The organism is Bacillus sp. RSS_NA_20 (assembly GCF_020165915.1).
Classification (GTDB): domain Bacteria; phylum Bacillota; class Bacilli; order Bacillales; family Bacillaceae; genus Bacillus; species Bacillus altitudinis.
Genome location: NZ_JAIUKW010000005.1, coordinates 727,479 through 741,955, shown reverse-complemented (window position 1 = coordinate 741,955; position 14,477 = coordinate 727,479). Strand labels below are relative to the sequence as shown.

Annotated in this window: 14 protein-coding genes and 1 other RNA gene; 11 read left to right on the top strand and 4 right to left on the bottom strand. The window is 40.9% G+C overall.

The window, feature by feature from the left end:
- Positions 1-119: 119 nt before the first annotated feature.
- The 3 genes from LCD32_RS09200 to LCD32_RS09190 form a co-directional block, all read right to left on the bottom strand.
- Positions 120-941, bottom strand: coding sequence for a superoxide dismutase (locus LCD32_RS09200; protein ID WP_025207499.1), 822 nt, complete (start codon positions 939-941; stop codon positions 120-122).
- Positions 934-2,811, bottom strand: coding sequence for a prenyltransferase/squalene oxidase repeat-containing protein (locus LCD32_RS09195; protein WP_058214057.1), 1,878 nt, complete (start codon positions 2,809-2,811; stop codon positions 934-936). Before LCD32_RS09195 ends, LCD32_RS09200 begins: the two co-directional genes overlap by 8 nt.
- 100 nt (positions 2,812-2,911) lie before the next feature.
- Positions 2,912-4,396, bottom strand: a complete 1,485-nt coding sequence (locus tag LCD32_RS09190; RefSeq protein ID WP_017359492.1) for an aldehyde dehydrogenase family protein — start codon at positions 4,394-4,396, stop codon at positions 2,912-2,914.
- Positions 4,397-4,605: 209 nt separating this feature from the next.
- On the opposite strand from LCD32_RS09190, the gene LCD32_RS09185 reads away from it, so the two are divergent.
- The 8 genes from LCD32_RS09185 (at position 4,606) to LCD32_RS09150 (ending at position 10,323) form a co-directional block, all read left to right on the top strand.
- Positions 4,606-4,818, top strand: a complete 213-nt coding sequence (locus LCD32_RS09185) for a DUF6501 family protein (protein ID WP_025207497.1) — start codon at positions 4,606-4,608, stop codon at positions 4,816-4,818.
- A gap of 49 nt (positions 4,819-4,867) precedes the next feature.
- The gene (locus LCD32_RS09180) at positions 4,868-5,005 is read left to right on the top strand and encodes a YozQ family protein (RefSeq protein WP_017359491.1); all 138 of its coding nucleotides are present in this window, start codon (positions 4,868-4,870) and stop codon (positions 5,003-5,005) included.
- A 277-nt stretch (positions 5,006-5,282) separates the two neighbouring features.
- Positions 5,283-5,624: a PH domain-containing protein gene (locus tag LCD32_RS09175; RefSeq protein WP_008346505.1), complete on the top strand. Its 342-nt coding sequence runs from the start codon at positions 5,283-5,285 to the stop codon at positions 5,622-5,624.
- Positions 5,625-5,801: 177 nt separating this feature from the next.
- On the top strand, positions 5,802-6,449 hold the full coding sequence (locus tag LCD32_RS09170) for an SDR family oxidoreductase (RefSeq protein WP_007500715.1): 648 nt from the start codon (positions 5,802-5,804) through the stop codon (positions 6,447-6,449).
- Positions 6,450-6,538: 89 nt separating this feature from the next.
- A complete protein-coding gene (locus LCD32_RS09165) occupies positions 6,539-7,039 on the top strand; it encodes a TraR/DksA family transcriptional regulator (RefSeq protein WP_224563631.1) in 501 nt (166 codons plus the stop codon).
- 133 nt (positions 7,040-7,172) lie between these two features.
- Positions 7,173-7,358, top strand: a non-coding RNA gene (gene ssrS, locus LCD32_RS09160) — 6S RNA.
- 135 nt (positions 7,359-7,493) lie between these two features.
- On the top strand, positions 7,494-9,275 hold the full coding sequence (recQ, locus tag LCD32_RS09155) for a DNA helicase RecQ (protein ID WP_224563628.1): 1,782 nt from the start codon (positions 7,494-7,496) through the stop codon (positions 9,273-9,275).
- 256 nt (positions 9,276-9,531) lie between these two features.
- Positions 9,532-10,323, top strand: coding sequence for a LysM peptidoglycan-binding and 3D domain-containing protein (locus tag LCD32_RS09150; protein WP_007500712.1), 792 nt, complete (start codon positions 9,532-9,534; stop codon positions 10,321-10,323).
- Between the two features lie 152 nt (positions 10,324-10,475).
- Here LCD32_RS09150 and LCD32_RS09145 read toward each other — a convergent pair whose 3' ends face one another.
- Entirely contained in the window at positions 10,476-10,982 is a 507-nt protein-coding gene (locus tag LCD32_RS09145; RefSeq protein WP_019743302.1) for a GNAT family N-acetyltransferase, read from the bottom strand.
- Positions 10,983-11,186: 204 nt separating this feature from the next.
- On the opposite strand from LCD32_RS09145, the gene LCD32_RS09140 reads away from it, so the two are divergent.
- The 3 genes from LCD32_RS09140 to LCD32_RS09130 all read left to right on the top strand — a co-directional run bounded on the left by LCD32_RS09140 (position 11,187) and on the right by LCD32_RS09130 (position 14,475).
- Entirely contained in the window at positions 11,187-11,726 is a 540-nt protein-coding gene (locus LCD32_RS09140; protein ID WP_008346516.1) for a DUF420 domain-containing protein, read from the top strand.
- Between the two features lie 167 nt (positions 11,727-11,893).
- Positions 11,894-13,036 (top strand): citrate synthase, encoded by a 1,143-nt coding sequence (mmgD, locus tag LCD32_RS09135; protein ID WP_019743303.1) that lies wholly within the window; start codon positions 11,894-11,896, stop codon positions 13,034-13,036.
- 2 nt (positions 13,037-13,038) lie between these two features.
- A complete protein-coding gene (locus LCD32_RS09130; protein WP_025207494.1) occupies positions 13,039-14,475 on the top strand; it encodes a bifunctional 2-methylcitrate dehydratase/aconitate hydratase in 1,437 nt (478 codons plus the stop codon).
- Positions 14,476-14,477 lie beyond the last annotated feature (2 nt).

Here is a 14,477-nt window from a genome sequence, read left to right as displayed (position 1 = left end):
TTTCTATTTTAAATGAATTTTCTGAAAAAACAACCTATGATTTTGCAAGGGGTGTTCATAATATTATTATGTAAACTAATAAAAACCCACATAGTAAATGAACTATGTGGAGTATGCGATCAAAAAGGTGTCCATTTTACTTGTTGAGCCTGTTTTAGTCTTGCTTCTGGCTCACGCCAGTCAACGACATTCCACCACCGGTCTACATATTGCGCCTTTTCATTTCGATATTGGAGGTAATAGGCATGCTCCCACACATCAAGAGCAAGCAGGGGGATGACGTCCCATTGCGAGAGGAACTGATGGCGCTCTGCTTGTAAAATGTCTAAACGCTGAGATCGCGGGGACCATACAAGGATCGCCCATCCGACACCTTCTACTTGTTTGGCAGCAGCTGAAAAATGTGACTTGAACGCTTCATAGCTGCCAAATGATTGATCAATGAGACGAAGCATTTGACCAGTAGGTTTTCTTTTTCCTGAAGGACTCATTGAAAACCAAAAGATACAATGTAAATAATGTCCTGCCCCATGAAAGGCAAGCTCACGTTCCCAATGCTTGATCATCGTAAAGTCATTGGTTCTTCTTGCTTTTTTTAGCGCAAGTTCAGCTTGATTTAGCCCATCAACATAAGTTTGATGATGCTTTTGATGGTGCAAGTACATAATTTCTTTTGAAATATAAGGTTCGAGCGCGTCATACTGATAAGGCAGTGGTGGTAACTGATGATTTCCAGCTGCTACATCGCGCACTTCTTCGTGTGGCTGCATGTCTTCTGCAATCCTTTCAGCTAGTTCGTACCATTCTTGTTCACTCGAATGGTCATCCTCCATTTTGAGTCGTAAATGTTCCACTTTTCGATGAATTTTATCATCTTGCCAAACATGTTGAATCGTGCTAAGCCACTCTTTGAGCTGTGAGCGATATTCTTCTTTATTCATGTATACGCCTCATTTCCTCTAAAAATGTAGAACAAGCCATCATCGGAAACACAAATGGGTAGCTATGATAGGTGATGTAAAATTGTTTTGGTAGTCCAATGCCGACCGGATAGTACATGGCTTCTTCAGTATGGTGATGGTTCACTAAAAAAGAGACAGCTTTCAAAATGCCTGCGTTATTTGCTTTCTCATATTGGAGGAGCGCCTCTGTCGCCCATGCGGTTTGAACCACTGTGCCAAAGGGAAGCGGGACATAGGTTTTCAGTTCTGCACTTTTACACGATTCTCCGAAACTGCCATCTTCAAGCTGAATCTGCTTTAGGAAACGGCACGCTTTTTGCACAGCAGGGTGTGAGGAGGGGATGCCGGCCGCTTTCAGTCCTGTTAACGCTGCCCAAGTTCCATAAATATAACAAACACCCCATCTGCCAAACCATGATCCGTTTTTCTCCTGGTGGTCAATGAGCCATTTTACACATCGATCTTTTTGCCTGAGAATCGTGGGTGAAGCAGTATCTTTTTCTTCTAAACCAATCAAATGGAGCACACGGCCAGTAATATCAGGAGTTGACGGGTCAATCGCCGCATCCTCCGCAGATTCAAGCGGAAGGTGACGAAGCAGAAAGTGATCTTGATTTTTTTCGAAAGCAGAAAAGCCGCCATCACGATTTTGCATGGAGAGAAGCCAGTCATATCCTCGTTTCCACTGAAGTGGAGTGTATTCCTTTGGGATCGCTTTTAACACAATTTGCGTGTCATCACAATCAGGATTATTCGTATTGATATGTGAGAAACCAAAGCCACCAGGAGCAGCATGCCGGTTATGAACTGCCCAATCCGCTTTCTTCATTTGCTGGCGGTCCAGCAAATAGGTGAAGGAATTCATGATCATGGGATCTTCTCGTTTTCTTCCTGCTCTTTGAGAAGCGTAACTGACAAGCGCTGTATCCCACACAGTCGAGGTGGAATTCTCAGCATATATCTTGCCTTGACAGGAGGTGACGAGCTTTTTCATACCTCTGACTGCTTTTTGGATGAGATGATGTCCAGGGGAGTACCCAAGGCTCATGAGGGCATAGACCATAAAGATGGTTGCACTTAAGTAACTGTACAGCGTCCCATCTTTTTCAAGACGGTCAAACATATATCGCTTTGCCGCTTCATATCCGAAAAAGTCGAGCCGGCTGTCGAGGGCTGTATATGACCGCATATACATGAGGAAGTGATCCGTCGAACGTTCTTCTCTTGCCATAAACCAGTCAAATGGATTTTTAGACATGTTTTCATCAAGATGGGCTAATGATGGAAACGCAGCATGAGAGGTATACCGTTTGTTCAGTGCGATCATCATGGGTACAAAATGAATCCTTGCATAGGCACTAAGGTGGTAGAAGTGTAGCGGAAAAGACGTAGGGATGAGTAAAAAGGAAAGAGGTGCATAGAAGTAGGGCCAAGGGTGCATGCCATTTACGGCAAGCATCCACTTTGTCATAAAATGAACGTTCTTTAGGCCACCTTTTGAGCGAATATATTGTGCTGCTTTTTCCATATGGGGCTCGTCTTTTTGAAATCTGCCAGATGCGAGCATGCCGCAATAACCTTGTACTGTAGCTGTGAGATGTCCCGACTGGTCATGATACAAAGAAAAGGAACCATCTTCATTTTGTTTGGCATGTATTGCTTCGGCCAATTGATGGATCAATTGCTGATCGGGGTCACCAACGGCTTTTAACAGCATAATGAAAAAAGCATTTGTCATCATAGGTCCTTCAAAGCAGAAAATAAATGCGCCATCTTCTCTTTGTCTGCGTTCTACCTGCATGTGCAGTTCATCGATATATTCGTAGACTCTCGTTTTAAAATCTTGCATTCGGCCATGCTCCTTTCCTTTATCACTATATTCAGGAGTCGGCCTGTCACATGACAGCTCAAAAAAAGCCGATGACATCGTCATCGGCTTTCTTAAATGATTAGTCTTGCAGATTAATCCACACGCTTTTGACTTCTGTATAGTTGTTAAGGGCATATGATCCCATTTCTCTGCCAAGGCCTGACTGTTTATATCCGCCAAACGGGGAGGCGGCATCAAAGACATTATAGCAGTTGACCCAAATGGTTCCTGCTTCTAGGCGTGCAGCGATATCGTGGGCATGCTTTAAGTTTTCTGTCCAAAGTCCTGCCGCTAACCCATAGTCAGATTGATTGGCCCGTTCGACCACTTCATCAATGGAATCGTAAGGAATCGCAGATAGAACTGGACCGAAGATCTCTTCTTTTGCGATTGTCATTTCATCTTCTACATCTCTAAAGACAGTAGGGGAGACGAAATAGCCTGCTTCATAAGGGCAGTCACCACCGACTACGGCTGTTGCACCTTCTGACTTCCCTTTTTCGATATAACCTAACACACGTTCATGCTGCTCTTTACTCACTAGAGGCCCAATCTGGGTATCATGATGAAGACCAGCTCCTTGTTTTAAGGATGTCGCATATTTAGCCATTTGATCGACGACTTCATCATATTGGCTCCGGTGCACAAAGACCCTTGATCCTGCACAGCACACTTGACCTTGGTTAAACATCACGCCGTTTAATGCACCTGGAATGGCTTTCTTTAAATCGGCATCTGGTAAAATAATATTCGGCGATTTTCCGCCAAGCTCTAAAGTAACACGCTTGATGGATTTGGCTGCTTTCTCCATGATCAATTTTCCAACACTTGTTGATCCAGTGAAAGCCAGCTTATTGACATCAGGGTGATCGGTTAATGCTTCACCGGCTGTTTCACCAAATCCAGGAACGATGTTAATCACGCCTTCTGGGAATCCGGCTTTATCCACTAATTCAGCTAAATATAAAGCAGATAGCGGTGTTTGTTCGGCTGGCTTTAAAACGATGGTGCAGCCTGTTGCTAGTGCAGCACCCATTTTCCACATGGCCATGAGTAGCGGGAAGTTCCAAGGAATGATTTGTCCCACAACGCCCACAGGCTCATGGCGAGTATAATTAAAATATCCCTGGCTGACAGGAAGGGTTTGTCCAGTCATTTTTGTGGTCCACCCTGCATAATAGCGCATGTGCTCAATGGCAAGAGGGATATCCGCATTGGTTGTTTCATTAATTGGTTTTCCATTATCAAGTGTTTCCAGCTGGGCCAGTTCTTCTTGGTGTTCTTCCATTAAATCTGCCAGCTTAAACATCAAGCGGGCACGTTCGGCTGCAGACATAGAACGCCAAGGTCCATGGAACGCCTTTTTAGCAGCTTTTACTGCCTCATCAATGTCGGCTGCACCTGCTTCATATACATCAATAAGGGTTTCTCCTGTGGCAGGGTTAGGCGTAGAGAATGTTTTGTTATCATGACTTGTGACAAACTGACCGTTAATGTAGAGTTTTTTCGTCCCTTGGAGAAAAGATTCGAGTTTTGAACTGATTTGAAGTGTTGTAGAGCTCATAAATAAACAAACCTCCTTAAAGATATGGGTTGTTCTGCGAGTTCTAGGTGGAAAAAGTGGACATGAAGCCATTTGTATACGCACACAGATGTAAACGTATACATTTATCATATTACACGACATGTTTGAAAGCAATCGATAACACTCATTGCATTTCATGAAAAATTGGCTACAATAAATGTATAGATGAAAAAAGGAGTTTTTAAATCATGATCCATCAAAAATGGCAAACGGCTGAAACGGTAAAACAAGTAAAATGTGTACATACAAATGCGAAAAAATATATGGTTGACCGGGCATTAACGGTTGGACACACATATGATGTGAAAAATGAAACAGAGGAATTCCTCTTTGTCGTTGATAATACGGGTAAAGTAGGCGGGTATTACAAAGAGTATTTCGAAGACAATTCTGCTGAATGATTTTGAGGGTCATCACTCATACTAAGAAAAACAGTAAAGGGTGATGAAGATGAAAAAGCAGCAGCAAGAAGAGCAGAAACATCAAAATGCTTGGCATGACAATGAAGATGCTGATATGGCGATTACACTTGAGCAGATTTCTGATGTGTATGCCGAAGGAACGATTGATACCCCAAAAGATGAATAGTCATTTAAAACAGTGATTTTACATAATCACTGTTTTTTTATGATCTCATAACGAATGATTTCTTGAAAAAAAATGAAACTTTTTTCCTGCTTTAACAGTCTAAATAAGTAGAGGAAAGAGCATCGGATCAAAAAGAAAAAGTTAAATGAAATTTAATCTATTCGTAATGGAATAACGACGATTTATAGCGTATTCTATAAGTGAGAATAAAACGTACCCACAGAGCCGTGTGGCCGTTTTGTCATAAAGGAATTTGATGCAGGAAGAGGGGGTTTACGTGGGTATTTTTTCTGTCAGTAAACAAAATGATCATAAAAAATTCGAATCCTTATTAATTGAAGGAGAAAGAATTGAGGCTGTTTACAGACTGCGTCACGACCAAATTTGTTTCACTAATAAACGACTGATCTTTGGCGATAACCGCGTATTTTCTAAAAAGAAAGTCAGGGTCTCCTTGCCGTATCGATCAATTGAAAGTTTTGCCATTCAAGAAGCTGGCGTGTTTGATCAGGACACTGGTATGCTGCTTGTTACAAGCTCAAAAGTATTTGAACTCGATTTTTCTAAAGATACAGATTTGAGTGACGTGCAGGCCATTTTAACAAAACATCTTTGCTGATCAACGATGCGATTACATAGATCACATGCACTTTTCTCATTCTTTGTTCTTATTTTTATCTATCGCATATCCCTTGAGCTTTTCCCAACACAGTGGGGAAGGCTTTTTTCTATTCGTGTGTTTGAATCACATCAAAAAAGGATAAAGATGAAACAGATACAGAAAGGAGAATGAACAATGAAAGTATTAGTTGCTGGAGCAAACGGACATACAGGGAGACTTGTCATTCGATATTTAAAAGAAAAAGGACATGAGCCGCTTGCTCTCATTCGAGATGAAAAACAAGCAGATGCGCTAAAAGAACTTGGTGCAGCGCCTGTCATCGGTGATCTTGAAGAGGATGTGACAGATGCTGTGAAGCAAGCAGAAGCTGTCATCTTTGCAGCTGGTTCAGGCTCAAAAACAGGTGCAGATAAAACCATCGCTGTTGATCAAGAGGGGGCAAAACGCCTCGTTGATACAGCCAAAAAAGAAAATATTCAGCATTTTGTGATGCTGAGTTCTTATAATGCCGACGATCCTCATCAAGGAAAAGGACAAGGCAGTATGGAGATTTATTATGAAGCGAAAAGAAAAGCCGATGAACATTTAAAACAGTCTGGTCTTTCTTACACCATTGTGCGGCCAGGAGCACTGCTGCATGAGGAGAAGACAGGGAAAATAGAAGCGGCGGCTCATATTCCAGACGATCGTGACATTGAGATTTCCAGAGAAGATGTAGCCACTGTCTTAGTGGAAAGCTTAACGGAATCCAATGTGAAAAATAAAGCCTTTGACTTAATCAAAGGTGATACACCAGTAGAAGAAGCACTTCGCAATCTTTAAATGAAGAAAGCTGCTGCCAAAGGCGGCGGCTTTTTTGATGTTTTCATTTCGCATGGAGCGGGAAGGTAAAGAGAAAGGAGTGATTGACCGTGAGCTTAACGAAAGAGCAAAAAGCTGATTTATATGAAAGACTTATTCAATTAAAAGAAGATGTGAAAGGATCAAAAAAGAAAGAAGAATCCATGCTGGTCGAATCGAATGAGATTTCAAATGGTGTTGGAAACCATATCGCAGATCACGGAAGCATCTATTTAGATCGCATGACCGAACAGACGCTGGATCAAGTCGATGATCAGCTCGAAGGTGAAATTGATGCGGCGCTTAAGCGGATGGAAGACGGAACATATGGAATTTGTGAAAAAACAGGAAAAGACATTCCATATGAACGTTTGAAAGCAGTACCCTATACTCGTTATTCAATTGATGCAAAGAAAAATGAAGAAACCAATCAAGATCCAAATGAATTTGACCGTTCGTTCTCTGAGCAAATGCGTGATTTAACAAATAGAGAAACAATGGATCAATTACATTCAGATACGTATGAAAGGCTAGAAGAAGAGCAAGATGTTGATATAGATGAGGAAAAATAACATGATGAGAGGAATTTATGTTTTCTCAACATAATGTTTTCCCACGTCTACATGGACAAAAATCTTGTATACATGAGTATTTTTTTAGAAAAAACATATCTTGAAATTTAATAAACTTTCGTGTAGTATAGTTTAAAGGCTGCGATGCGCGTAATGTTAATTAAGTTTTAACCTTTAAGCTGTAATAGGGAGTTTTATATTGAAGCCGGAATGTCACGCCTCCTTCGAGAGGAAGACAGGAACGTTTCTGCAAACACCCACTTTGAGGAGTGGTGGTTTAAAACTTTCTTACTTAGATTACGGCATCCGCAGCTTTTCCTAGGATGATTCAAGCCATTTTCCATTTTTGGAAAATGGCTTTTTATTTTGTCCAAAATACGATTTTGAACAGACCGAATGTGCATGTACAAATGTATGTTAAAATAGACAAAACAAACGACGGAGAGGGAATTGGATGTTACAACAAGCAGAAGCACTTCTTAAACAATATTATGGCTTTGATGCTTTTAGACAAGGACAAAAACAAGCCATTGAATCGATTGTGAATAAACGGAAGGATACGGTCTGCATTATGCCGACAGGCGGAGGGAAATCGGTTTGCTACCAGATTCCTGCCCTTATGATGGAAGGAACGACAATCGTTGTATCTCCGCTTATTTCTTTAATGAAAGATCAGGTTGATGCGTTATATGAGATGGGAATACGATCGTCCTTTTTAAATAGTACACTTTCAGCAGGTGAAATGAATACAAGGCTGAAAAGATGTGAACAGGGGGAGTATGATTTGCTTTATATCACCCCTGAACGCTTACAAAATGAACGTTTTTTTCAGCTGCTTGATCGATTGACGATTCCTTTAATGGCTATTGATGAAGCGCACTGTATATCTGAGTGGGGACATGATTTTAGACCGAGCTATCGCTTTATACAAGAATGTGTAAACAAGCTTTCAAATAGACCTGTTATTGTAGCATTAACAGCCACTGCTACAAAGAAGGTCCAACAGGATATATGTGAGCAACTTGGCATGGACGAAGAAGAAACAATCTTTACTGGTTTTGCTAGAGAAAATTTGTCTTTTCAAGTGGTGAAAGGGCAAAACAGCGACCAATTCATCACACAATATATGAAGAAAAACAGTCTTGAGTCAGGCATTATTTATACAGCCACACGAAAAGAAGCAGATCAAATTTATCATCGTCTAAAAAAGCAAAAAATCAAAGCGGGTGTTTATCACGGAGGATTAGATGATGAAGTCAGAGAAGAACAGCAAAATCTTTTTTTAAATGATGATATTCAAGTAATGGTAGCTACATCTGCATTTGGTATGGGGATTAATAAGTCTAATGTACGTTTTGTCATTCATCATCAAATTCCAAGAGATATTGAAAGTTACTACCAAGAAGCAGGACGTGCCGGGAGAGACGGACTTGAAAGTGAATGCATTTTGCTGTTTTCACCGCAAGGCGTACGCGTGCAGCGCTTTCTCATTGAACAATCAACAGAAGATGAATTGCGGTATCAGCATGAATTGCTCAAGCTGAGACAAATGGTAGACTACTGTCATACGGAACAGTGCCTTCAGCAATTTGTGATGGATTACTTTGACCAATCATCAAGTGCCCCTTGTCAAAAATGTAGCAACTGTCTAGACGAGAGAGAGCGTGAAGACGTCACGAGAGAAGCACAAATGGTTTTGTCGTGTACCGTTAGAATGAACGAACGATTTGGAAAAATGATGATAGCTCAAGTATTAGCCGGCTCTAAAAACAAAAAAGTGCTTGATTTTGGTTTCGACCGGCTCCCTACTTATGCTTTAATGAAACAGCATTCAGCCCAACATATCAGTGATTTCATTGAATTTTTAATTACAGAAGAGTATTTACACATGTCTGAAGGAGCTTTTCCAACACTAAAAGTGACACAAAAAGGAAAGAAAGTGCTAGTGGGGCAGGAGACCGTCTATAAAAAGCAGGCGATAAAGGCAGAGGCTATTCAAGAAAATGATGCATTATTTGAGCAGTTAAGAATGGTCAGAATGAAGTTGGCAAGAGAGCAGGGCGTTCCGCCATTTGTTGTCTTTTCTGATCAAACATTGAAGGAAATGTCAGCAGTAGAGCCTAAAACAGAAGAAGAACTTTTAAATATTAAAGGTGTCGGTGCACAAAAAAGAGAGAAATATGGAGATGTTTTTTTAGAAGAAATTCGTTTATTTATAGAAAAAGAGAAAAAATAAAAAGTTTGAAGAAGGAAAATAAATTTTTTTCGTTTCACTTGGACGCGTTTTCATCATGATGATTTCCATCCCTACAAAACCTTGATATGGTGCGGAATTGAGCCATTTAGTGGGCTGATTTACCAATGGAGAGAGATGTTTCATGTAAAGGAACTGTAATCTAAAACATATCGTTTTGTTATTGAAATGACATTTACATATGTTACGATAGCACTCGTTAGCCGCCATAAAAAGCTAACAAGGGAGGATTTACTTTATGAAGAAGACTATTATGTCCTTGGTTGCTGTTGCAGCAATCTCAACAACAGCATTAGGAGCACAGCAAGCTTCTGCAAAGGAAATCACTGTACAGAAAGGTGATACACTTTGGGGAATCTCTCAAAAAAATGATGTGTCTCTAAAGGACCTAAAGGGTTGGAACAATTTATCTACAGACATGATCTATGTAGGAGATAAATTGACAATCTCTTCAAAAGAGAAAACTCAGGAGCAGTACAAAGTCCAGAAGGGGGACAGCCTCTGGAAAATCGCTCAAAAATTCAATGTGTCAATTAGCGATATTAAGTCTTGGAATAACTTAAACTCAGATATAATTATGATTGGTTCAACACTAAGTGTTGCTGGTCAAAGCTCAGCTCCGGTAAGCTCAGAACCTGTTCAAAAACAGGCACCTGTCCAAAAAGAGCAAACAACGAAAAAAGCTGCTCCTAAAAAGGAAACAGCTAAAGCAGAATCATCTTCTGCTAGTCAAAGTGTTCAAAAAGAAATGACTGTAACGGCTACGGCTTATACAGCAAATGATGGTGGCATCTCAGGTATCACTGCAACAGGGGTAAACTTAAACAAAAACCCAAATGCAAAAGTAATCGCAGTAGATCCTAATGTCATTCCATTAGGAAGTAAGGTTTATGTTGAAGGCTACGGTGAAGCCATCGCAGCAGATACTGGCGGCGCAATTAAAGGTAACAAAATTGATGTACACGTACCAAGCAAATCCCAAGCTAAAAATTGGGGCGTAAAATCAGTCAAAGTGAAAGTACTTAACTAGTAGTCTATTGTTTTTGGAAGAAAGCATCAGGTGGCGGCCTGATGCTTTTATTATACCTTTTTTTGGCCGGAAATACACATATTTTTCTGAAAAATTCGCATTTTCGACAAAAACCAGCGTATAAGCCCATCTCAACGCTGGTTTTTGTGTCGTTAGCTGTCCACCCAATAAATTTCTCCGCTTTGCTCTTTCCAATTGATTTGGACATCAAAATGGTGTTTTTCATAAAAATGAATCAGGCGGTCCACATGATTCCAATCTCTTTTGACGAGATCCCCAGTAATGACTGGAATGTTTTGCTCTCTTGCGATTTCTTTTAAATGCTTCATACAGATGGATCCATAGCCATTATCAGGCGGGCCTTTAATATCGGCAATGTGAATCTTTCCTTCTTCAGGATATTCCGCGATCAAGGAAAAATCAGATTGTCCGCGAAAAGCTTTTTCGCAATCGCTTAACATGATTTTGCACGTCTCTGCATTCTCAATTGCAGAGACGATCATCCATTCATCTTCCTTCGCTTGATCAATGCCAATAATCTTTGCTTTTTTTGAAATATCTTTTATATTTTCTTGCATTCGATACATTTGGAACTGCAACTGCTGTAATTCTTGCTCTAATGTCTTCACATCTTTTGTTGTTTCCTGTAAGATTGACAAGTCTATTGCTCCTTTCATAGAAGAGTTGATAAAAACCACACAAATTCCCATTCTAAAGGAAGTGAGTGGATCTTTCAAGCCGCTAGAAGGCAGGCAATCGGCAAGTTTGTCTAAAATTCGACGAAGACAGCGAATTCATTGACTTTAGAGAGAAAGTTAAATAACATACTCTTAGTCGGAACTAATAAAGAGAGGTTTTCAAACATGAACGAACAGAATCAAAAACCGAAAAATTTCACCGGCATTGTTGTCTTTTTAACAATTGCCATAAACGGCTTAATTGCTTTATTATTTTTCATGCCAAAAACAGATAAATTTAGTCATCTGGATATTACATTTCTGCCGTTACTGAATGCCGTGATGAACAGTTTTACGTTTATCTTTTTACTTTCAGCGCTCATTATGATTAAACAAAAGAACATTAAAGCCCATAGACGATTTATCTTTGCGGCTTTTTCAACAACACTTGTCTTTTTAATTTCGTATGTGACGTATCATTCAATGGCAGCTGATACACACTTCGGGGGAGAAGGAATCATTCGTCCGATTTACTTCTTTATTCTCATCACACATATCGTCTTATCTGCCGTCATTGTACCGCTTGCACTGATCACTCTCTTTAGAGGCGCACAAATGCAAGTCGAACGTCATCGTAAAATTGCCAGATGGACCATGCCTCTTTGGCTCTATGTCAGTCTAACAGGTGTCATCGTATATATCATGATTTCTCCATACTACAGCTAACGTATGTCCATTTGGACATACGTTCTTTTATTTACAAGATGAAGTGCTTTGGATAAAATGGGAATTGGGTATCCGACTTGCACGGTATCTTCCCACCTATAGAATCACATCATGTCTGGCCGTTTGCTCGTTTGGAGAACACAATTGAACGAAACGGGGGTTATATGATGACTGAACAATTGCAGTACAAACCGGGGCTTGAAGACATTGTGGCAAGCGAAACGTCAATTTCGTTCCTAGATGTCCAGCAAGAAGAAATTGTGATTCGCGGTTATGACCTCATCGAGCTGGCACAAAGCAAGACGTACTTAGAAACAGCCTATTTGCTCATTTATGGAAGATTACCAGATGCAATGGAATATCACCAATTTCAGCAAGATATTTCCTCACAAACAAGCTTACATCCAACCATTCAAACCATTTTGACAAAACTGCCAAAAACCACTCACCCAATGGATGCCATGAGAACGTGTTTATCTGCTCTTGCAGGGTACGATGAACAACTGAATGATCGATCAGAAGCATGCCAACAAGCGCGTGCCGTTCGATTACTTGGCCAGCTGCCAGCGATTGTTGCGGGAAGCTATCATATTCTCACACAAGACACCACACCTACTCCAGACCAGACCAAATCCTACACTGAAAACTTTCTAGCGATGTTAACAGGCCGCACTCCGGCACAAGACGAAATCAAAGCATTTGACCAAACGCTCACGCTTTATAGTGAGCATGAGCTGCCGAATTCAACATTTGCAGCAAGAGTCATTGCATCTACTCATTCTGACATGTATGGTGCTTTTACTGGAGCGATTTCTTCATTAAAAGGTGACTTACACGGAGGCGCAAACGAAGCAGTCATGCACATGCTGCTCGAAGGCAAAACAACAGAAGGTTTCCTTGCGCTCATCGAACGTAAATTAGCCGCAAAAGAAAAAATGATGGGCTTTGGACACCGGGTATACATGAGAAAAATGGACCCAAGAGCGGCACTTTTAAAACGATCGTTGAAAACGCTTACTGAATCAAAAGGAGACACGACGCTTTATGACATGTGCGTCGCAGGCGAGGCATACATGAAAGAAAAGAAAAACCTCTATCCAAACCTTGATTATTACGCAGCACCTATTTATTACGTGCTCGGTATTCCTATTTCACTTTATACACCGATTTTTTTTGCTGCGAGAGCAAGCGGATTAGCAGCGCATGTCATCGAGCAGCATTCACACAATCGGATTTTTAGACCGAGAGTAAGGTATTTAGGACCAAGAGGATTAAAAGTCTCAAATGATGATGGAAAAACGGGGGAATGAATATGAATAAAACAGCAGTAGCCAATCAAACAGATCAACTATTAGAAGATATCGCAGCTTATGCCGTGGATGGAGAAATTACGAGCAAAGAGGCCATTGAAACAGCTCGGTATGTACTCATGGATACACTCGGCTGCGGAATGCTGGCGCTCAACTTTCCAGAATGCACGAAGCATCTTGGACCCATCGTACCTGGAACTGTTGTCCCTAACGGAGCAAGAGTGCCCGGCACTTCATTTGTATTAGATCCTGTTCAAGCGGCTTTTGATATTGGCTGTATGATTCGCTGGTTAGATTATAATGACACGTGGCTTGCACAGGAGTGGGGGCATCCCTCAGATAACCTGGGCGGGATATTGGCTGTAAGCGATTATATCAGCAGAACGAGGCTTGCAAACGGAGAAGAACCGCTTTCGATGAATGACGTACTGCATGCGATTGTAAAGGCACATGAAATACAAGGTGTGCTTGCTTTAGAAAATTGTTTGAATCGAAATGGCTTGGATCATGTTCTTTTTGTCAAGGTGGCATCAAGTGCAGTCGTTTGTGCAATGCTTGGCGGAACGAAAGAAGATGTGCAGCATGTATTATCACAAGCATTTGTGGACAATTCACCGCTTAGAACGTACCGCCACGCCCCAAACACAGGATCGAGGAAATCATGGGCAGCAGGGGATGCAACAAGCCGTGCAGTGAGACTAGCGATGATGACATTGAAAGGAGAAATGGGCTATCAAACGCCCCTCAGTGCAGAAAAGTGGGGGTTTGAAGATGTGTTAATGAAAGGAAAACCACTCACACTTGCCCAGCCGCTTGGGTCATATGTGATCGAAAATGTACTCTTTAAAATTGCTTATCCAGCAGAATTTCATGCGCAAACTGCCGCTGAGGCCGCTGTCATTCTACATGACGCGGTAAAAGACCGTTTAGATGAGATTGACAGGATAGAGATTACGACACATGAATCAGCCATTCGAATTATTGATAAAAAAGGACCGCTTTACAACCCGGCAGACCGTGACCATTGCTTGCAGTATATTACAGCCATTGGGTTAATCTATGGTGAGCTGACCGCTGATCATTATGAAGAAGAAACGGCGCAGAATCCGCTCATTGACCGTTTGCGTGATCAAATGATCGTGAAAGAAGATAAAAGGTATACAGAAGACTATTTAGATCCGAAAAAGAGATCAATTGCAAACTGTGTTCAAATCTTCTTTAAAGACGGAACGATGACAGATCGAATCGAAATTGAATATCCGCTTGGTCATCGCAGAAGAAGGCAGGAAGGGATCCCGCTGCTTGAAAAGAAATGGGTATATCATTTGAAAACGAGATTTCCACAAAAACAAGTCGATCAAATTGTTTCACTTTGCCAAAATCCAAATCAATTAAAAACAACGACAGTACCAGCATTTATGGACTTATTTGTCATATAAGG